Annotated in this window: 12 protein-coding genes and 1 pseudogene; 1 reads left to right on the top strand and 12 read right to left on the bottom strand. The window is 69.6% G+C overall.

Annotation, left to right across the window (positions count from 1 at the left end; translation table 11 throughout):
• The 11 genes and pseudogenes from ACFORO_RS07615 to ACFORO_RS07565 all read right to left on the bottom strand — a co-directional run bounded on the left by ACFORO_RS07615 (position 1) and on the right by ACFORO_RS07565 (position 12,104).
• Positions 1-1,371, bottom strand: a complete 1,371-nt coding sequence (locus ACFORO_RS07615; RefSeq protein ID WP_377870697.1) for a carboxylesterase/lipase family protein — start codon at positions 1,369-1,371, stop codon at positions 1-3.
• A 251-nt stretch (positions 1,372-1,622) separates the two neighbouring features.
• Positions 1,623-2,384 (bottom strand): annotated as a pseudogene (locus tag ACFORO_RS07610) (lysylphosphatidylglycerol synthase domain-containing protein); the annotation flags it as partial.
• Positions 2,384-3,400, bottom strand: a complete 1,017-nt coding sequence (locus tag ACFORO_RS07605; protein WP_377870698.1) for a glycosyltransferase family 4 protein — start codon at positions 3,398-3,400, stop codon at positions 2,384-2,386. The gene ACFORO_RS07605 and the pseudogene ACFORO_RS07610, both read right to left, overlap by 1 nt.
• Positions 3,401-3,447: 47 nt before the next feature.
• Positions 3,448-4,287, bottom strand: a complete 840-nt coding sequence (locus ACFORO_RS07600) for an aldo/keto reductase (protein WP_377870699.1) — start codon at positions 4,285-4,287, stop codon at positions 3,448-3,450.
• Positions 4,288-4,330: 43 nt separating this feature from the next.
• Positions 4,331-4,666, bottom strand: a complete 336-nt coding sequence (locus ACFORO_RS07595) for an STAS domain-containing protein (protein ID WP_354751122.1) — start codon at positions 4,664-4,666, stop codon at positions 4,331-4,333.
• Between the two features lie 619 nt (positions 4,667-5,285).
• Positions 5,286-5,699 (bottom strand): SsgA family sporulation/cell division regulator, encoded by a 414-nt coding sequence (locus tag ACFORO_RS07590; protein WP_354751121.1) that lies wholly within the window; start codon positions 5,697-5,699, stop codon positions 5,286-5,288.
• Between the two features lie 1,035 nt (positions 5,700-6,734).
• On the bottom strand, positions 6,735-7,043 hold the full coding sequence (locus ACFORO_RS07585; protein WP_377870700.1) for a DUF4190 domain-containing protein: 309 nt from the start codon (positions 7,041-7,043) through the stop codon (positions 6,735-6,737).
• A 101-nt stretch (positions 7,044-7,144) separates the two neighbouring features.
• Positions 7,145-8,551 (bottom strand): L-fucose/L-arabinose isomerase family protein, encoded by a 1,407-nt coding sequence (locus tag ACFORO_RS07580; protein ID WP_377870701.1) that lies wholly within the window; start codon positions 8,549-8,551, stop codon positions 7,145-7,147.
• 3 nt (positions 8,552-8,554) lie between these two features.
• Positions 8,555-9,565, bottom strand: coding sequence for a substrate-binding domain-containing protein (locus ACFORO_RS07575; RefSeq protein WP_377870702.1), 1,011 nt, complete (start codon positions 9,563-9,565; stop codon positions 8,555-8,557).
• Between the two features lie 23 nt (positions 9,566-9,588).
• Positions 9,589-10,578: an ABC transporter permease gene (locus tag ACFORO_RS07570; RefSeq protein WP_354751058.1), complete on the bottom strand. Its 990-nt coding sequence runs from the start codon at positions 10,576-10,578 to the stop codon at positions 9,589-9,591.
• Positions 10,575-12,104: a sugar ABC transporter ATP-binding protein gene (locus ACFORO_RS07565; RefSeq protein ID WP_377870709.1), complete on the bottom strand. Its 1,530-nt coding sequence runs from the start codon at positions 12,102-12,104 to the stop codon at positions 10,575-10,577. Before ACFORO_RS07565 ends, ACFORO_RS07570 begins: the two co-directional genes overlap by 4 nt.
• A 509-nt stretch (positions 12,105-12,613) precedes the next feature.
• Here ACFORO_RS07565 and ACFORO_RS07560 point away from each other — a divergent pair.
• Positions 12,614-18,076, top strand: coding sequence for an ATP-binding protein (locus tag ACFORO_RS07560; RefSeq protein ID WP_377870703.1), 5,463 nt, complete (start codon positions 12,614-12,616; stop codon positions 18,074-18,076).
• 131 nt (positions 18,077-18,207) lie between these two features.
• Here ACFORO_RS07560 and dnaE read toward each other — a convergent pair.
• Positions 18,208-20,840 (bottom strand): DNA polymerase III subunit alpha (gene dnaE, locus ACFORO_RS07555; RefSeq protein WP_377896506.1); only part of this gene is annotated, 2,633 nt, incomplete at its 5' end.

Below are 20,840 nucleotides of genomic sequence, written 5' to 3'. Positions count from 1 at the left end.
TCAGCGTAGAGAAGCCCAGAAGCCGCAGTGGTGATCTTTCGCGAAACCGGTCAACGGCTGCGCGCCGCCCGGCCGGTACGCGACCGACTGGCCGGTCGGGCCGCCGCGGACGAACGACGTCCAGTCGTCCACCATCCGGTCCGCGAGCCGCTGCTGAGAGGGGGTGAACGTTGTTGGCTGCTCGGCAAAATCGAACAGGTACGGCAGTTCCGCGGTGTGCGTGGCCCCGAGCGGGAACGGCGCTCGCAGCGCGGCCGCGGCCGGTGAAGTCGGGTCGTTGAACTCGTACGTCGACACGCTCGGCAGCGAACTGGCCAGCTTCGCTGTCGGGCAGGCGAACGCCCAGTCGGTGACAGCCGCCGCGTACGCGAGAGAAGCGTTGCCGCTGAACGCATCCACCGGGTATTCGCGAGCGACCGCGGCCGCGTTGGGGAACACGGCGGCAAGCGCTTGCGGGTAGCCGTGGCGCGTGACTTCGCGACCGGCCGCCGCCTGCTCGGCGAGGAAATACGTGAACTCGTCGTGCGTCGTGCCCAGCATGACCGGCACCGGGGTGGCGGGAACCTTGCCGGGCAGCACCGAACCGCCGGTGACCGGCCCGGGCATCTCGATGCCCGCGATCGAGCCGTACGCCGGAGCGGCCAGGAGTTTCTTGACGGGCAACGCACGCAGGCATTCCGCGGCGGTCTTGCGGTCGGTGCAGCCGCGCGCGGCGGCGTACTCGACGCTCTTGTTTTCGGCGGCGGGCAGCGTCGCCTGCGCCTGGCACGGTCCACTTTGGATGATCGCGGCCCGGAACAGCCCGCGCGAACCGGGCGCGACGAGGTGGTCGCACACCGACATCCCGCCCGCGGACTCCCCCGCGATCGTCACCTGGTTCGGGTCGCCGCCGAAGGATTCGATGTTGTCGCGCACCCACAGCAGCGCCTGCTGCTGGTCGAGGAAGCCGTAGTTGCCCGGCTCCGGGCCGAGCGACGGGTCGGCGAGGAAGCCGAGCGCGCCGAGCCGGTAGTTGAGCGTGACGACCACCGCGTCGCCGCGGTCGACGAGCCGGGCGGCACCGTAGCGGTCGCCGCCTCCGCTGAGGAACGCGCCGCCGTGCAGCCACACCAGGACGGGCCGCCCGGTGTGGCCGGCCGGCGGGGTCCAGACGTTCAGGTAGAGGCAGTCCTCGCTGGTCAGGGCTCCGTCGGCGGCCTGCGGACAGCGGGGCCCTGGTTTCGTGGCGTCGCGCTCCCCCGCCCAGGGCTCGACCGGGGCGGGCGGCTGCCAGCGCCGCTGCCCGACGGGTGCGGCCGCGTACGGGATGCCTTGGAAGACCCGGTGGTCGGGAGTGACGTCCCCGCGGACGGCGCCGGCGGCGGTGTGCACGACGTCGCCTGCCCGGCTGATCGACGCGTCCGAAGCCGCGCAGGCCGAGGCGGCCAGAACGGGGACGAGGGCCAGCGCCGCGAACCACCGTCGCCGAATCGCCCGAAAAGCCGCTGCCACTGGCCGGACGATACCGGCTCGGCGTCCGGGTCCGGCCGCCGGATCATCCGGCGGAGCGCGAGAACCGCCCCTCCGGGCAGCGTCGAGACCAGACCGAGCACGCCGTAGCCGACCGCGACCGTCACGCCCTGCTCCGCGCCCAGCCCGGCGGCGGCGAACGAAAGCGCCGCAGTGCCCTCGCGCGGGCCGAATCCGCCGACGTTGAGCGGCATGCCCATCGCCAGCAACGCGAGGACCAGCAGCGGCAACAGGACGCTCAACGGCGCGGTCGCGCCAGCCGCCCGGGCGGCGACCACGAACAGCGTCAGATGCCCCGCCACGGCCAGCACAGACCAGCCGGTGACGCCGGGCCACGCGCCGAGCACGCCGGTCCGGAGGTCGGCCGCCCAGACGTGCCTGAGCCGTTGCCGCATCGCCACTGCCACCACAACGAGCGCCACCGCCACGATCCCCAGGCAGATCAGCACCTGACGCGGCAGCAGCTCCGGCCGGAAGACCACAACGGCGAGTCCGGCGACCACCACCACGGTTTGCCCGGCGACGCGTTCGAGCACGACCGCCCGGACGCCGCGGCCGACGTCACCAGAGCGTCGTCCGTGCTGCACCGCGCGGTGCACGTCGCCGAGGACGCCAGCGGGCAGGACGCCGTTGAGGAATTGCGCGCCGTAGTAGTCGCCGACGGCTTCGCGGAACGGCAGGTGCAGGCCGAGCCGCGCCGCGACCAGCCGCCAGCGAGCCGCGCTCGCCAGCGTCGTCACGACGCCGATGACGAGGGCTATCGCGATCGGAACCGGGCCCAAGGCACGCAGACCACCGGCGAACGCCCCGGTCCCCAGCCGCCACCACAGCGCGGCGATGAGCGCGGCCCCGGCCAGCAGTCGCAGCCACCGCATCAACCCACCGCCAAGATTCCGCGCAACCGAGCCGCCGCGGCGGCCCACCCCTCCAGTGTGCGCGCTCTCGCCGCAGCCGCGACACGGAGGCGTTTCCGCAGTTCAGGGTCGTCGCGCCAGCTTCGGAGCGCTACCGCGAGCGCTGCTTCGTCGCCGGGCGGGACGAGGACGCCGGGTCGCTCGCCGTCCGGTGTGCGGCCGAGTGCGTCGGGGATGCCGCCGACGTCCGAGGCCAGCACCGGGATGCCGCGCGCGAGCGCCTCCGTGACGACCATGCCGTAGGTCTCCGCGCGCGAAGGCAGGACCAGCAGATCGGCCCGGTCGTAGGCGGCTTCGAGCGCTGAGCCGTCGAGCGGGCCGGTGAAGCGGGCCCGAGGGTGGCTCAAGCCGTTGGCGTAGGCCGGGTTTCGGGTTTGTGAGCCGACGAAGTCCACTCTTACGTCGTCCACTTCGGACAGTACGTTGAGGAGGATGTCCTGCCCCTTGCGCGGGGTCACTGCCGCGACGCAGATCAGCTGTGACACTCCGTCGGTTCCGGTCGCCTGCGGTGCCGGATCGGTCCCGGGCGGCGCGATGTGGACAGTGGCTAGGCCGTGGCGTTTCTCGACGGCACCGGCGGCGGCTGCGCTGGTGACGATGACCTGGTGCGCCAGGTGGAGCGTCTGGCGCTCGCGGGCATCGAGGTCAGCCGCGCGCTGCGGGTCCAGGCCGGTTTCGTCGGCCAGCGGCAGGTGCACGAGGACAGCCAGGTCGAGCCGGTCCGCATGCGAGGCGAGGACGTCCGGCACTCCGCAGGCGACCAGGCCGTCGAGCAGCACTTTCGCGCCGTCGGGGACCTGCGCGAAGACCTGGTCCAGCTGCTTTTTCGCGCCCTCGTCAGGGTCTGGCCAGGCACCGCCGACCGGCCGCAGCCCTACCGGCAGGTGCTCGGCCATGCGGCGGTCGTAGGTGTTGCCGCCGCTGGGCACGCCGCGGTCGTCGATGTCGCCGGGGACCACGAAACAGGACAGTCGCACGCTGCCTCCTTCCTCAATGGAGACAACGTGCGACTGGGTGATCTGGTTCAGCCTTCGAAGGTGTCCGGGTCGAAGCCCGTGCGGCGACCCTCGTCAAGACCGCTGAGGACGTCGAGGTCGCTGTCGCTGAGGGAGAAGTCGAAGATGTCGATGTTCTCCCGCATGCGCTTCGGCGACGACGACTTCGGGAACACGACGTTGCCGAGTTGCACGTGCCAGCGCAGCACGATCTGCGCGGGCGTCTTGCCGTGTTTCCCGGCCAGTTCGGCCAGCAGCGGGTCTTCGAGCACCTCGCCTTGGGCGAGCGGGCTCCACGCCTCGGTCACGATGCCGTGCGCCTCGTGGTAGGCGCGCAATTCCGGTTGCTGCAACGCGGGATGCAACTCGATCTGGTTCACCGCGGGCACCGTCGCGGACTCGGCCGCCAGCCGTTCCAGGTGCGGGACCTGGAAGTTGGACACCCCGATCGCGCGGGCCTTTCCGGCGCGCTGGAGTTCCTCGAAACCGTGCCAGGTGGCCACGTATTTGTCCTGCTTCGGCAGCGGCCAGTGGATCAGGTAGAGGTCGACGTAGTCCAGTTCGAGCCGCTGCAGGCTGCCCTCCATCGCGTTGATCGCGTTGTCGTGGCCCTGCGCGTCGTTCGCCAGCTTCGTGGTGACGAAGATTTCCTCGCGCGGCACGCCGGAATCGCGGATGCCCGCGCCGACGCCTTCCTCGTTGCGGTACATCTGCGCCGTGTCGAGGTGCCGGTACCCCGCCTCCAGCGCTTCCCGCACCCTCGCGGCGGTTTCCTCCGGCGGGATCTGGAAGACGCCCAGGCCGAACTGCGGGATCCGGACGCCGTTGGTGAGTTCGAGCTGCGGAACGCGGTTCGTCTCGATCGTCATGTCGGCGGCCTACCCGTGCGCGGCGGCGGCGAAACTCGCTCGATCAGGCGGCGACAGTCTCGCGGACACCGAGGATTTCGTCCGCGCCGGTCACCGCGAGACACCGCCGGACCGCGTGCGCCGACCCGGGCACGACCGTGAACAGGGGGATCCGCTCGTGCGCGTCGAGCAGGGCGCGGACCCCGGCGCAGCTCAGGAACGCGACGCCGGACAGGTCGACGACCACCGGCCCGGTCAACGGCGCGACCGCCTCTGCGAAGACGTGCGCTGTCGCCGCGTCGAGATCGCCGACCGGGGCGAGGTGGATCGCGTCCGCCTGCCTGGCCGCGCGAACAGTCAATTCGACCGGCGCGGTGACGCCGGGAAAGTGGGGAGTCATGGGTTTGCGCTCCTCTCGCAGAGATCTGCTTGGGGCGCTGACCGCAGTATGGTTCTGGACAACAGCCAACACAGGCGACCGTACGCGCTCTGCGAGTGCGGTCAACCCGGGTGACGGGGAGGTTCACTCCCGCGGCGGCGGAGTCCGCCTGTTCGGGGGTGCCTAGGTTGACGGGGTGCGCGGGGATTGAGCCGGACTGGGCGGGTGTCGGCGGGTTTGTGAGGTTGTGGTGCGGGGGCGGCGTTCGTTCACTGGGCGTTCACTCGGGGGCACCTGGTTGGGGGACGCCTGCCCGCAGTCGGCCGATGCGATGACGGTCGGGTTTGCCCCGCGAGATCTCGCCTTTCGCACTGCGGCTGTCAATTCGCACAGTGACCGAACCACGTCGCCGTTTCCTGTCGCAGCAAGCGAACCGGCTCCGCGTAGGGGCTTCTCGCATCCGCTCGTGCGGCAGCCGCATCGCCCCGACGTCGCTGCGCGGACTCGCCGCCGCACCACGCGATTCGCGCGGCGGCCGAGCCCGGACGTCAACGGCCGGTCAGTCTCGCGGCGGATCAGTCCGCTTGCTCCAGAACTGCCCACGGCCGGTCCGTCCGCGACTTCTGTCCACTGTGGACCGTCAGTCGCGGAAGGCGAGCTTCGCCAGTTCCTCGTCGAAGTCGAAGCAACGGTCTTCGGAGCCGACAGGAACCTCGTCGTAGGTGCGGTCGAGGAAGTCGGCGAGTTCGTTCGCCGCCGCCTCCAGCACCGCGGAGCCGTCCGGCGCGTTCAGCTCGACGAGCACCCGGCTGTCGTCGGCGGCCGGTCGCACCTGGACGTCCCCGTCGCCCGCGGGGGCGAGCAGGCCGTCGGCGAGAAGGTCGCGCCCGAACAGCCAGCGCACGACGCCGCCGCCGGCGTGGTAGCCGACCGACACCGCGAACGGATCCGCCGGGTCGTATTCCAAATCGGCGCGCACCGGCAGCGGGACGGACCCGAACGTGCGCAGCCCGAAGATGATCGTCGCGCGGACGACCTGCGGTTCGGTTTCCACGACGGCGCCTCCTTCGTTACCCGGTCGCGAACCTGTCCGGACCGAAGTGAATGTTTCTCAATAAGTAACGCGCCGTAAGAGCCTAAGCTGCCCGACCGAGCAGATTTCACCCCAACGGTGGAGATCTACGTCTCAGTTGGCTACGCAAGGGCAGCATTGACAGCGGGAACGGGCAGCGCGCACGGCAGTGCCCCAGCAGCGCGCGGACGCCTTCGACCTGCGGAAACGGATCGCCACGATCGTGGAACCGGACGGGCTCGGGTCCGAGGGGCGGCGAACCGGACAGTTCTCGCCGAGAAAACGAGCTTTGAAGACCTGCCGGGCCGAATCAGTTCACAGCCGAGCGGCGAATCGGTTGGCGGCGGATTCCCGCATTCACCGCCAGCCGACCGCCCGAAGCGACCCGGTTGTGAAACGACCCGGCCGCGAAGCGACGCGGGTTGCGAAGCGACGCGGTTGCGAGGCAGCCCGGTTGGCGAACCGGCCCGGTTGGCGAAGCGCGCGGTCGCGAAGCAGCCCGCTTGGCGAACCGGCCCAGCAGGCGACGCACCCCCGTGAGCGACAACCCTTCACACACCCGCGCTGAACGGCATCCCCGCCTCCGCGCAATCAGCGACGGCACCTTCGCCCCCGAGGCCCCCTGCCAGGAACTTAAGGCTGCGATGCGGACGCGTCTCCGGCGTGTTTCCGCAGATCAGCTGGCTCGATCCGGTTGAACGCACGTCACTGTGGGCCCCGGACCCAGGAACGGAAGCCGGGTTGTGGTCCGTGAAGGACTCCTTGAGGGAATCAGATTCCAATGCCAGGGACTTGGCGCCGCGGGTGCAGTTTGCCCAGGTCGAAGGATCCGGGTGGGGCCAGGCGTCCGTGAGGGGAACCCTGAGGGACTCTGATTCCCTCAGGGTTCCCCTCACGGACTTCAGCAAACGGCCACATGGTTACGAATCGGGCATTCCGGTGCGATTGGCGTCCTTTGTGGACGGTCAGCGGCCCGAGGTCACGCGGCTCATGTTCCTGGCATTGCCTCGCGGCCGGTCACTGTGCCGTCGCTATGCCGACCAACCGGACCGCGCCGAACGCAAGGGCCAGGTATCCGAGCACCAGCGCCGTCGTCGCGCGGCCGCGGCTCTTGGCGCCGGGTCGGGTCCGGTGCAGCCCGGCATGGCCGAAAACAATCGCGAGCAGGGGCAGCACCACCGGTCCCAGAACCGGGACCGGCTCCCAATAGAGCGCGTCGCCGAAGCCGCGGCTTCGGCTGGGATGGGTCCCGACCACCAAGAGCCAGCTGAGGATGCCGAGCACCAGCGCTGCGGTGGCCGCCTTGGTCGACGGCTGTTCGCTCATGCCGCGAAGCTAGCCAGCCAGCGCGGGACCGGTCCCCGACGCCGAGCCGAAACAGCGACGCGGGGCGCTGCGGGAAACCCGGGAACCCGCCAGCCAACCGGTCAGCGGCTCCACTCCTCCACCCGGACCCCCATCAATCCAGCAGCTGCGCGTAGCTCCCTCCGCCGGTCTCCCGGCACCGCGTGCACGTGATTCGCCCCGAAGCGCGACAAAAACGTCTCCGCAGCCACGTCCAGACGCGCGAACGCATGCGGCCACTCCCGCGTAGATCGCGAGACCAGTTCCTCCGTCGTCCGCTCGTCGTAGTTCTCGAATTCCCCTAGCACCAACTGCATCCGATACTCCCCGTTCAACCGGCTCAGCCGCGCCAAGGTCATTCGGCCGGGGGCGGCGATGTGCTGCACCGAAGCACCTCCAGCGGGGAAGAAGAAAACTTCCGGATAGAGGTGCACCTTGGCCAGATTCTCCGCCGGGTCCTCGCTCCGCGCGGCAAACCAGGTCGCGTGCTGGCCGGAGTTGCACAAATCCCACACGTCTCGATCCGGGTGGTAGTGCCGGACGTCGGCGAAAAGCACTGGCGTACCGGTGATCCGGTGCATCAGCTGCATGGTCAGCGCACCGTCCATGTCCGACTCGGTCGCAGTGACGTGCACGGCTTTGGGGCCGTTCCAGTCATAGGGGTCGTTGAGCAGCGCCTCGGCGACATCGGCGGTCGCGAAGTGTTCAGTCAGCTCCGGTTGTGCTTTGATGCCAGAGAAATCCAGGTGCCGTTCCGCCGCGACATCGCGTACGGCCAGGTACAGGCGGAGTTGGCGTTCCAAGAGTTCCGGAGTGAGTCGATCTCCATCGTAGTGGACGGTAGCGTGTTGCTCCAACCATTTCCGGCCGTCCGCAACCTCAGAAGAAGAACCGGATTCCGCACGGCGGACCAGTTCGTATTGGTCGATTTCCTCGACGTCCACACCGAATTGGCGCATCCATTGATCGGTGTTGGCCACCGCCGTGTTCATCCCCATCGGCCGCCCGCCGAAGCGGCCGAATGTCGAGCCGCGCAGCGAACCGACGGCAGCGGCGGCGCTCGCGTGTGCACTGACTTCGGCGATCAACCCGGGGTCGGCGGGCGCGCCCCACAGGCGGGTGTGCGAGCGGCCGATCTGGTCTAGCGCACCGCCGGCGGCGAGCATTCCGACCAAACCCGGCTCGGTCGGGTCGGTGCTCGCGACCAGCAGCAACGGGCCCGGTGTCGCGTCCGCGGCCAGCATGGTGAAGTGCGGGAACGCCCACACGGCGTAGTACAGCACCGTCACGTCCACCGAGCTCGCGGCGACCGAGCGGGCGGCCGCGGTGGCGGTGGTGTTCGTGGCGACCAGTCCCCCGGTGACGACGTCGTGCCCCGCCGCGGTCAGGGCCGCGGTGAAGTCGTCTGCTTTGGACCGGATGAAGCCGGTGTTCCGCCGGTGCACGTGGTCGCGCCCGTCGGATACGGCAAGGACACCGATTCGCGCCATATGTCAGCTCCGGTTCAGCTCGGCGTACACCTGGGCCGCGTTGTCGCGCGTCACCAGGCGGGTGGGCAGGGTCTGCGTCTTGGGTACGGTCTGGCAGTCGACGAGCAGTTTCTTCGCCGCGGCAACGGCTTCCTTGCCGCCAGTCGGGTAGATGAAGGTCGCGGACAAACGCCCGGCTTCTACCGCTTTGATGCCGCCCTCCGGAACCGGGAGGCCGTCGATGCCGACGATCGGCAGGTCCGCGCGGCCCGCGTTCTGCGCGGCGATGCGCGCGCCTTCGGCCATCGGGTCGTTTTCGGAGAACATCGCTTGCGCGTCCGGGTGCGCCTTCAGCAAGGCGTCCGCCTGCTGTTGCCCCTTGTCCCGCAACCAATCCGCGTCCGCGCTGCCCACGACGGTGATGTTGCGGTCGGTGATGCCCTGGTTGAATCCGTCGCTGCGTTCCTTGGCGGGCGTCGACCCGGCGAGACCTTTCACCTCGACGACTTTTCCGCCGTGCGGCAGCAATTTCTCGGCGAAGAACTTGCCCGCTTGGCGGCCGATGTCCACATTGTCCGCGCCGATGAAGGACGTGTATCCGTCGCCGTCCACCTTCCGGTCCAGCACCAGCACTGGAATTCCCTGGTCGTAGGCCTTCTTCACGACGCTGGTGAGCGGCGTCGCCTCGTTCGGGCTGATGATCAGCAGATCGATTCCCTGAGTGAGGAAAGTGTTGACCTGCTCGACCTGTTTCGCGTTGTCCTGCGCCGCATCCGCGTAACTGACGCTGAATTGCGGCACGCCGGCCGCTGCTTTGCGGACGTCGTCGTCCATCCGCACGCGATACGGTTCGGCGAGATTCGCTTGGCTCATCCCGATTTTGTATTTCCCGCTCGGGCCATGGCATTGTTTCGCGGCCGGCGCGGTGCCGGACGACGCGCCCGGTGCGTTCTCGTGGGTCGTACCGCAGGCGGTGACGGCCGAGACGAGGGCCAGCCCCGCCAGGACCGCCCCGCCGCGGATGATGCCGGACATCTGCTCCTCTTTTCCCCGAACGCCTAGGCCGTGGCCGGGCGCAGCCGCTGCAGGCCCGCGGCGAGCACGATCACCACGCCGACCACGATCAGCTGGACGTTCGAATCGATGTCGTTGAGCTGGAGGATGTTGTCGAGCACGCCGACCAGCAGGGCGCCCGCGACGGTGCCGGACACCGACCCGCGCCCGCCGGACAGGCTGGTCCCGCCGATCACGACGGCCGCGATGGCGTTCAGCTCGTAGCCGGTGCCGTCGTTGGGCCCGCCGAAGTTGTACTGTCCCGCGTGGACGATCCCGGCCAGCGCGGCGAGCAGCCCGCACAAGCCGAAGACCAGCACTTTCACCCGGATCACCGGCACCCCGGACAGCACCGCCGCCTTCTCGTTGCCGCCGATCGCGTACACGTGCCGGGAAAACGCGCTCGCCCGCAGCACGAGCACCGCCAGCGCGGCGACGACCACGAAGAACAGCGCCGGGATCGGGACCACGCCGCCGAACGTCCGCTCGCCGAGCAGCGAGAACGGCACCGGGGCCTGGCCGGGACCGTCGCCGTAGGTGATCGAAACGCCCTCGCCGCCGGACCACATCCGGGCGATCCCGCGGGCGATCTGCATCCCGGCGAGCGTCACGATGAAGGACTGGATCCGGAACCGCGCGCTCGCGATCCCTTGCAGCAGACCGAAACCGAACCCGAGCGCGAGAATCATCAGCACGCCCGGCACGAGTCCCCAGCCGCCGCTGGTGAGCAGCAGCGCGACGCCGACGCTGGCCAGCCCCATCACCGAGCCCACCGACAGGTCGATGCCGCCGACCAGGATCACCAGCGTCATGCCGACCGCGATGATGCCGATCTCGGAGATCGCGCGGACGACGTTGAACAGGTTGCCGCTGCCGAGAAACACCAGCTCCCCGTTGCGATGCGGGGAAAAGACGATCGCAGCGGCGAAGACGAGCACCAGCCCGAAGACGCTCTGGAACCGGAACACCGCGGCCAGCACGGCGCGCCCCCTCACCGGACGTCTCCCATCGACGCGGCGAGCAGTTCCGCCTCGCCGGCGCTGGCCGTGTCCAGTTCGTGCACGCTGCGTCCGCCGCGCAGCACCACCACGCGATCGCACACCCCGACCAGCTCAGCCGGTTCCGAGGACGCCAGCAGCACGCCGACACCGCTCCGCGCGGCCTCGCCGAGCAACCGGTAGATCTCCGCTTTCGCCCCCACGTCCACCCCGCGCGTCGGTTCGTCCAGCAACAGCAACACCGGTTCGGTGAGCAAAGCCCGGCCCAGCACCACTTTCTGCTGATTCCCGCCGGACAGCGAGCCCACCGGATCGGCGAGCGAACCCAGTTTCACCCCGAGCCGCCCCGCTTCCTCCCCCGCCACCGCACGCTCGCGCCGACCGGGCACGATCCCGAACCGAGCCAGTCGCTCCACAATGGACAACACGGTGTTCGCCACGACGGAATGCTCCAGCGCCAGCCCCGCGATCCGCCGGTCCTCGGGCACGAACGCGATCCCGGACCGCAGCGATCGACGCGGCGAACGTGGCCGGAACTCCTTGCCACGCAAGAAAATTCGCCCGCCCAGCAGCTTACCCCCGGAAGCCCCGTACAGCGCCTCCAGCAGCTCAGTCCGCCCCGCGCCGAGCAACCCGGCGACACCGACGATCTCCCCGGCCCGCACGGTGAGACTGATCCCGTCCGGCTCCCGCCGCCCGGCACGCGGCCGCACCACGAGATCCTCGACGCGAAGCACATCCTCCTGCTCCGGCGAGGACACGCTGTCCGCGCGGAACATCAGGTGCACCGGACGGCCCACCATCGCCTCCGCGGCCCGCTCGGCAGTCAGCTCCGCCGCACTGAACTCCGCGACGACCTCGCCGTTGCGCAGCACCGTCGCACGGTCCGCGACCCGGCCGATCTCGTCCATCCGGTGCGACACATAGACGATCGCCGCCCCGTCGGCACGCAGTTGGTCGATGACCGTGAACAACCGCTCCACCTCGCGCGGCGACAGCGCCGACGTCGGTTCGTCCATCAGCAGGATCCGGGCGTCCAGCGACAGCGCTTTCGCGATGGTGACCAGCTGCTGCTCGCCGGTGCGCAGCCGTTCGACCGGCGTGCGCGGATCGAGGTCGACGCCGGAGCGCTCCAGCACCTCGCGCGTGGCCGCGACCATCCGCCGCCGGTCGATCGTGCCGCCGCGGGTGTGCGGTTCACGGCCGAGAAAGACGTTCTCCGCCACGGAAAGCGCGGGAACGAGGTCCAGTTCCTGGTGGATCATCGCGACCCCGGCGCGGCGCGCGTCGGCCGGACGGGCGAACCGGACCGCCTCCCCCGCGATCCGGATCGCCCCCTCCCCGGCGGCGACCTCCCCGGACAAGATCTTCAGCAGCGTGGACTTGCCTGCCCCGTTCTCGCCGAGCAGCGCGTGCACCTCCCCCTTCGCCGCGGTGAAGTCCACCGCGCCCAGGGCACGCACCCCGCCGTAGGTCTTGCTGACGCCGGCCAGCTCGGCCAGCGCGACGCCGCCGTCGCCCATGCCCCGCCCTCTCGGCCCGCCCCACGTCGAGAAATCGATTACCCGCACGGTAGGGGCACCCGCGGAGGAGTGTCAAGGGTCACATTTTCCCATTGCCCACGGGGCATCGGCGAAGGTCCGTGAAGGACTCCTCGAGGGAATCAGATTCCTTCAAGGAGCCCTTCACGGACCGTTGGGGACGAGGGCCGCCGCCTGCCAGGTCTCGCGCCTGAACTACGGGTAACCCCTGACCAACCCCCTGGAAACGCCTGGCCGTCCACTTGCCGCCGCCCCTGGCCAACCGGGCGTGATTTGTGGCATACCTCGCGAGAAATCAGGTCCGGACGACGTGACACGAGCCGTTTTTGGCGGGTTCCTACAAACCGGCAGGCGCGGCATGCGTCATCCGCGACATTGGTGTACCCGGCGGTAAGGGAGCAATGTGTAGGACGAAGACAGGCGACGTTCCGGCGGGTCCGGCGTCGCCTGCTGTGCGTGGGTCTGGTTGCGTTCGCTGGGAGGCTTTGTCCGTGTTCAATCGCGTCGCCATCGTCAATCGCGGAGAGGCCGCGATGCGGCTGATCCACGCCGTCCGGGACCTGTCCGCCGAGACCGGGCGACGGATCGAGACGGTCGCGCTCTACACGGACGCGGACGCCACCGCGACTTTCGTCCGCGAAGCCGACGTCGCGTATTCGCTCGGCCCCGCCTCCGCGCGGCCGTATCTCGACCTCGCCAAGCTGGAGAAGGCGCTGGTCGAGACCAAGGCCGACGCCGCGTGGGTCGGCTGGGGCTTCGTCGCCGAGGACCCGGCGTTCGCCGAGCTGTGCGAGAAGGTCGGGGTCGCCTTCGTCGGCCCGAGCGCGGACGCGATGCGCAAGCTCGGCGACAAGATCGGCGCGAAGCTGATCGCCGAGGAGGTCGGCGTCCCGGTCGCTCCGTGGAGCGGCGGCGAGGTCGCGACGCTCGAGGAAGCGCTCGCCGCGGGCGACAAGATCGGCTACCCGCTGATGCTCAAGGCCACCGCGGGCGGCGGCGGGCGCGGCATCCGCAAGGTGGAGTCGGCGGGCGACCTCACCGACGCGTACGAACGCACCAGCCAGGAAGCGCTGCGCGCGTTCGGCAGCGGCGTCGTGTTCCTGGAGCGCCTGGTCACCGGCGCGCGGCACGTCGAGGTCCAGGTGATCTCCGACGGCGAGACCGCGTGGGCGCTCGGCGTCCGCGACTGCTCGGTGCAGCGGCGCAACCAGAAGATCATCGAGGAGTCCGCGTCGCCGGTGCTCGGGCCGGACCAGACAGCCGAGCTGAAGGCGTCGGCCGAGCGGCTCGCGGTCGCGGTCGGCTACCGCGGCGCGTGCACCGTCGAATTCCTCTATCACCCCGGCGACCGGATGTTCGCCTTCCTCGAGGTCAACACCCGGCTCCAGGTGGAACACCCGATCACCGAGATCACCACCGGCACCGACCTCGTGCGGCTGCAGCTGCACGTCGCGTCCGGCGGCAAGCTCGAGGGCGAGCAGCCCGCCGAGTCCGGGCACGCCGTCGAGGCGCGGCTCAACGCCGAGGACCCGGACCGCGACTTCGCGCCGTCCCCCGGCCGCATCGCGCGGCTGCTGCTGCCCGCCGGTCCGGGCATCCGGGTGGACACCGGGGTCAGCGAGGGCGACACGATCCCCGCCGACTTCGACTCGATGATCGCCAAGATCATCGCCTACGGCCGCGACCGCGACCAGGCGCTCGCGCGGCTGCGCCGGGCGATGGCCGAGACGTCCGTGCTCATCGAGGGCGGCGCCACCAACAAGAGCTTCGTGCTCGACCTGCTCGACCAGCCCGAGGTGATCGACGCCAGCGCGGACACCGGCTGGATCGACCGCGTCCGCGCCGAAGGCCGTCTCGTCACCACGCGGCATTCCGCGGTCGCGCTCGCCGCCGCGGCGATCGAGGCCTACGAGGACGACGAGGAGGTCGGACGGCAGCGGCTGCTGTCCACCGCTTTCGGCGGCCGTCCGCAGGTGCGCCACGAAATCCGTCCGCTGGACCTGAAACTGCGCGGTGCTTCGTACCGGGTCACGGTCGCGCGCACCGGACCGAAGCGGTTCCGGATCGGCGTCAGCGGCGGCGGCGACGTGCACCCGGCCGACGTCGAGATCGAGCGCTTCGACGAGTACAGCGGGCAGATCACCGTCAACGGCACGCGGTTCCGGCTCGTCACCGGGACGCACGGGCCGATCCACCTGGTCGAGGTCGACGGCGTCACGCACCGGATCAGCCGCGACGAGGGCGGCGTCGTCCGCTCCCCCGCGCCCGCGCTGGTGGTCGCCACGCCGGTCGCGGTGGACGACGAGATCGAGTCCGGCGCGCCGGTGCTCGTGCTGGAAAGCATGAAGATGGAGACGGTGCTGCGCGCGCCGTTCCGGGCCCGGGTCACGGAACTCCCGGTGTCGATCGGCAGCCAGGTGGAGACCGGCGCGCCGCTGCTGCGCCTCGAACCGCTCGCCGACGAGGCCGAGGACGAGGCCGCCGCGGAAGCCGAGACCGCCGAGATCGACCTGCCCGCCGAGCAGGACGGCACCAGCGCGGCCGACCTGGTCGAGCGCGGCAGCCAGGACCTGCGCAGCCTGCTGCTCGGCTTCGACGTCGACCCGCACGACCAGGGCCGCGTGCTCAGCGGCTACCTGGCGGCGCGCGCGGAGCTGCCGGCGCGTCCGCTGGAGGGCGAGCTCGGGCTGCTGGGCGTCTTCGCCGATCTGTCCGAGCTGAGCCGGAACAAGCCGGCCGCGGACGACCTCAGCGCGTCGAGCCCGGTGCACAGCGCCCGCGAGTACTTCCACACCTACCTGCAGAGCCTCGACGTCGAGCGCGCCGGGCTGCCGGAGAAATTCCAGGGCAGGCTGCGCCGCGTGCTCGGCCACTACGGCGTCGGCGACCTGGAGCGCACGCCGGAGCTGGAAGAGGCGGTCTTCCGGATTTTCCTTGCCCAGCAACGGTCTTCGAGCGACAGCGCGATCGTTTCCGCGCTGCTGCGGCAGTGGCTCGCCGAGGCCCCGCCCTCGGCCGAGCTGCGCGAAGCGGCCGGGCTCGCGCTGGAGCACCTGGTCTCCGCCACCCAGCTGCGTTTCCCGGCGGTCAGCGACCTCGCCCGCGGCGTGGTGTTCCGCTGGTTCGCACAGCCGCTGCTGCGCCGGGCCCGCGCCGAGGTGTACGCCGAGATCCGCGGCCACCTGCGCTACCTCGACCGCAACCCGGACGCGGCCGACCGCGCCGAGCGGATCTCCGGCATGGTGTCGAGCAACGAGCCGCTGGTGCGGCTGCTCGGCCAGCGGATCGGGCGGCCGGGCGCGGACCCGGCCCCGATGCTCGAGGTCCTGACCCGGCGCTACTACGGCAACAAGGCGCTCACCGACGTGCGCGTGCGCGAGGTCGCGGGCTGCCCGTTCGTCACCGCGGAGCACCCCGAACCGGCGCGCGTCGTCACCACCGCCGTCGACTTCCCGCAGCTGCCGGACGCGATGCGCGCGGTGGCCGAGCTGTCCGCGGACGCCGGCGTGCCGGTCGCCGCGGACGTGTACCTGAAGTGGACCGACCAGCCCGACAGCGACGCGATGGCCGCGAAGCTGGGCGAGATCGTCGCGGCGCAACCGCTTCCGGCCGACGTCGACCGGGTCGTCACCACTGTCGCCGGGGGCGGCGGCGCGGTGATGCACCACCACTTCACCTTCCGCCGGACCGAATCCGGGTTCGCGGAGGACCGGGTGATCCGCGGGCTGCACCCGCGCGTCGCCGAGCGGCTGCAGCTGGAGCGGCTGCAGGAATTCGACCTCACGCGGCTGCCGTCGGCGGACGAAGAGGTGTACCTGTTCACCGGCACCGCGCGGGCGAACCCGGCCGACGAGCGGCTGATCGCGATGGCGCAGGTCCGCGACCTCACCCCGCTGCGCGAGGCGGACGGCAGGCTCGTGTCGCTGCCCTCGGCCGAGGACACGCTCGCCGCGTGCCTCGACGCGGTCCGCAACGCGCAGGCGCGGCGTCCGGCGAAGAACCGGTTCGACACCAACCGGATCGTCATCTACGTGTGGCCGCCGAGCGACCTGACGATGGACGAGCTGAACCTGCTCGCCCGCCGCGTGCTGCCGACCACCGCGGGCGCGGGCCTGGAGGAGATCCAGTTCCTGGCGCGGCAGCGGAACGCCGAAACCGGCGAGCTGACCGACATCGCGGTGACGGTCCGCAACGAGGTCGGCGCGGGCGTGCGGCTGTCGGTCGAGGCTCCGAGCACCGGACCGGTGCAGCCGCTGGACGACTACCGGCAGAAGGTGCTGCGCGCGGCGCGTCGCGACACGGTGTACCCGTACGAACTCACCGAACTGCTGGCAGGCGGCGGCACCTTCGCGGAGCACGACCTCGACGACCGCGGCGTTCTGGTCCCGGTCGACCGGCCGCGCGGGCAGAACAAGGCCGGTCTCGTGGCCGGTGTCGTCAGCACGCCGACCGACCGCGTGCCCGAGGGCGTCAAGCGCGTGGTGCTGCTGGGCGACCCGACGAAGTCGCTCGGCGCGCTGGCCGAACCGGAGTGCACGCGGGTCATCGCGGCGCTGAACCTGGCCCAGGAGCTGCGGGTTCCGGTCGAGTGGTTCGCGCTGTCGTCCGGCGCGCGGATCTCGATGGAGTCCGGCACCGAGAACATGGACTGGGTCGCGGCCGCGCTGAAGCGGATCGTGGAGTTCACCCAGGACGGCGGCGAGATCAACATCGTGGTCGCCGGGATCACCGTCGGCGCGCAGCCGTACTGGAACGCCGAGGCCACGATGCTCATGCACACCAAGGGCATCCTGGTGATGACGCCGGATTCGGCGATGGTGCTGACCGGCAAGCAGTCGCTGGACTTCTCCGGCGGCGTGTCGGCCGAGGACAACTTCGGCATCGGCGGCTACGACCGCGTGATGGGCCCGAACGGGCAGGCGCAGTACTGGGCGCCGAACCTCGCCGGGGCGCGCGACGTGCTGATGGCGCACTACTCGCACACCTACGTCGTGCCGGGCGAAGCGGGCCCGCGCCAGGCGGTCACCACCGACCCGGCGGGGCGCGACGTGTCGGACTACCCGCACGCCGTCGTCGGCAGCGATTTCGCCACGGTGGGCCAGATCTTCTCCGCCGAGCACAACCCGGACCGCAAGAAGCCGTTCGACATCCGCACGGTGATGCGCGCGCTGTCGGACCAGGACCACCCGGTGCTGGAACGCTGGGCGGGCATGGCGGACGCGGACACCGCCGCGGTGCAGGACGTGCACATCGGCGGCCGTCCGGTCTGCCTGCTGGGCATCGAGTCGCGTTCGGTGCCGCGCCGCGGCTTCCCTCCCACCGACGGCCCGGACACGTTCACCGCGGGCACGCTGTTCCCGAAGTCGTCGAAGAAGGCGGCCCGCGCGATCAACGCGGCGAGCGGCAACCGTCCGCTGGTGGTGCTGGCGAACCTGTCCGGCTTCGACGGCTCGCCGGAGTCGATGAAGAAGCTGCAGCTGGAGTACGGGGCCGAGATCGGCCGCGCGATCGTGAACTTCGAGGGTCCGATCGTGTTCACGGTGATCTCGCGCTACCACGGCGGGGCGTTCGTGGTGTTCTCGAAGGCGCTGAACCCGAACATGACGGTGCTGGCGCTGGAGGGCTCGTTCGCCTCTGTGCTGGGCGGCGCTCCGGCGGCGGCGGTGGTGTTCGCGGGTGAGGTCAAGACTCGGACGGCGAATGATCCGCGGGTGGCGGAGCTGCAGAAGCGGCTCGGCGAGCTGAGCGGGGCCGAGCGGGCTGCTTGTGCGGCGGAGCTGGCTGAGGTTACGTCTTCGGTGCGGGCTGAGAAGTTGGGCGAGGTGGCTTCGGAGTTCGACCGGGTGCACAGCATCCAGCGGGCGGTCGAGGTCGGGTCGGTGGACGCGATCGTGAGTACTGCGCAGCTTCGGCCGCGGATCATCGAGGCGATCGAGCACGGGCTGAAGGGCTGACAGGAGGGGCTCGTGAGTGCTGGCGCCGGTGAGAACCGGCATAGGCACTCACGAGCCCAGCCAAGACCCGGGCGGCTCGCTTTGCGGAGCGGGCAGCGGGGTGTCGTGAGGGTTCGTACCGTGATCAGCACTTACGAGGCCACGGTGATTCCCCGGATCGTCTTCACCTCGCCCAGCAGCGCCGAGGTCACCTTGACCGAGTACCCGTCCAGCGCGTAACGCCGCTCCCCCACGTGCAGGTGCACCGGCGTGTTTCCCTGGTGCGCCAGCAAAGTCTGCTTGAGTTCCAGCACCACCGGCAGCGTCACCTTCTCCGCCCGCGTGTGCAGCACCAGCGGCGTTTCCCCGAGTTCCGTCAGGTCGAGGGGCGCCAGATCCGCCCCGAAGACCGACATTTTGTCCTCCCGCCAGTTCACCCGGCCCTTCACCAGCACCGCGTTGTCCTCCACCAGATCCGTCGCGCACAACGCGTACGACTTGGCGAAGAACAACACCTCCAGCGACGCGTCCAAATCCTCGACCATGCAGATCGCCCACGGTTCGCCCTTTTTGTTCACCCGTCGCTCCAGCGACGTGATCAATCCGGCGACGACGAGTTCGCCTTCTCGCGGCGGGTTGTCGATGATCGCCGCGATCGTGCGGGGCGCGTGTTTGCGGAGGACGCCCTCGGCGCCGTCCAGCGGATGAGCTGAAACATAGAGGCCGAGCATGTCCCGTTCGTGCGCCAGCAATTGCTTGCGCGGCCACTCCTCAGCGGTGAATTTCACATGCGCCAAGGGCGACGAAGCCGGTTCTTTGTTTTCTCCGCCGAAGAGGTCGAATTGGCCCATCGCTTCCTGGCGCTTGAGCGGGACGACGGCTTCCACCGCGTCCTCGTGCACCTGGATCATCGACAGCCGCGTGTGGCCCATCGAATCGAACGCGCCCGCCTTGATCAGCGACTCGATCACCCGCTTGTTGCAGGCCACCAGCTCCGACTTGTCCAGGAACTCGGTGAACGAGGAGTACTTGCCCTTCTCCTCGCGCGTCTTGATGATCGACTCCACCACGTTCGCGCCCACGTTGCGCACCGCGCCCAAACCGAAGCGGATGTCGCCCCCGACGGCCGCGAACCGCAAAGCCGACTCGTTCACGTCCGGCGGCAGCACCTTGATCCCCAGCCGACGGCACTCCGACAGATAGATCGCCGACTTGTCCTTGTTGTCACCGACCGACGTCAGCAACGCCGCCATGTACTCCGCGGTGTAATTCGACTTGAGATACGCCGTCCAATATCCGACTAGCGCGTATCCGGCGGCGTGCGACTTGTTGAAGGCATAGCCCGCGAACGGCAGGATCGTGTCCCACAACGCTTGCACGGCCTCGCCGGAGAAGCCGTTGTCGATCATCCCGGCACGGAAGCCCTCGAATTCCTTTTCCAGGACTTCCTTTTTCTTCTTGCCCATCGCGCGCCGCAGCACGTCCGCGCGGCCCATCGAGTATCCGGCGACCTTCCGCGCGATCTGCATGATCTGCTCCTGATACACCACCAGGCCGTGCGTTTCGGCGAGGATCTCGCGCAGCGGTTCCGCCAGTTCCGGATGGATCGGTTCGATGGCTTGGCGCTTGTTCTTGCGGTCGGCGTAGTTGTTGTGCGTGTTCATCGCCATCGGACCCGGCCGATAGAGCGCGTTGACGGCCACGATGTCCTCGAACCCGGTGGGACGCATGCGGCGCAACAGGTCCCGCATCGCACCACCGTCCAATTGGAACACTCCGAGACTGTCGCCGCGGACCAGCAGGGCGAAGGTCTCGGGGTCGTCGATGGCCAGTCGGTCGAGGTCGATGTCCTCGCCGCGGTTGGCCTTGATGTTGTCGATCGCGTCGCCGATGACGGTGAGGTTGCGCAGGCCGAGGAAGTCCATCTTCAGCAGGCCGATGGCCTCGCACGACGGATAGTCCCAGCCGGTGATGATCGACCCGTCGTCCCTGCGCCACAACGGAATCGCGTCCATCAACGGCTCGCTCGACATGATCACCGCGCAGGCATGGACACCCGCGTTGCGGATCAGGCCTTCGAGGCCGCGGGCGGTGTCGAAGATCGTCTTGCACTCTTCGTCGGTCTCGACGAGCGTGCGGACCTCGGCCGCCTCCGCGTAACGCTCGTGCTTGGCGTCCACGATCCCCGCCAGCGGAATGTCTTTGGCGGCCACCGGCGGCGGCAAGGCTTTGGAGATCCGGTCCGCGATCGAATACCCCGGTTGTCCGAAGTGGACTCTTGCGGAATCCTTGATCGCCGCTTTCGTTTTGATGGTGCCGAAAGTGATGACCTGCGCGATCCGGTCGGAACCGTATTTCTCGGTGGCGTACCGGATCATCTCGCCGCGACGGCGGTCGTCGAAGTCCATGTCGATGTCCGGCATGGACACCCGTTCCGGGTTCAGGAAGCGTTCGAAGAGCAGACCGTGGCGGATCGGGTCGAGGTTGGTGATGCGGAGCGCGTAGGCGACCAGCGATCCCGCCGCCGACCCGCGTCCCGGGCCTACTCGGATTCCCGCCTCGCGGGCATGCGTCATCAGGTCAGCCGTGATCAGGAAGTATCCGGGAAACCCTTTGTCCACAATGACCTTGAGTTCGTACTCGGCGCGCTCCCGGTATTCTTCGGGCACTCCGTCCGGCAGTCTTTCCGACAGACCGCCCATCACCTCGTGATGCAGCCAGGTGGCTTCGGTGTGGCCTTCGGGGACGTCGAAGACCGGCATCCGGTCCTTGTGCGTGTACACGT

The organism is Amycolatopsis halotolerans (assembly GCF_042647905.1).
GTDB lineage: Bacteria > Actinomycetota > Actinomycetes > Mycobacteriales > Pseudonocardiaceae > Amycolatopsis > Amycolatopsis halotolerans.
This window is presented reverse-complemented; position numbering and strand designations above follow the sequence as displayed.

What these genes read in the sequence shown, in the direction of transcription:
- ACFORO_RS07600 (WP_377870699.1), bottom strand. Translation starts at nt 4,287, where the DNA reads ATGACGATCGAGACGAACCGCGTTCCGCAGCTCGAACTCACCAACGGC.
- ACFORO_RS07595 (WP_354751122.1), bottom strand. Translation starts at nt 4,666, where the DNA reads ATGACTCCCCACTTTCCCGGCGTCACCGCGCCGGTCGAATTGACTGTT.
- ACFORO_RS07585 (WP_377870700.1), bottom strand. Translation starts at nt 7,043, where the DNA reads ATGAGCGAACAGCCGTCGACCAAGGCGGCCACCGCAGCGCTGGTGCTC.
- ACFORO_RS07580 (WP_377870701.1), bottom strand. Translation starts at nt 8,551, where the DNA reads ATGGCGCGAATCGGTGTCCTTGCCGTATCCGACGGGCGCGACCACGTG.
- ACFORO_RS07575 (WP_377870702.1), bottom strand. Translation starts at nt 9,565, where the DNA reads ATGTCCGGCATCATCCGCGGCGGGGCGGTCCTGGCGGGGCTGGCCCTC.
- ACFORO_RS07565 (WP_377870709.1), bottom strand. Translation starts at nt 12,104, where the DNA reads ATGGGCGACGGCGGCGTCGCGCTGGCCGAGCTGGCCGGCGTCAGCAAG.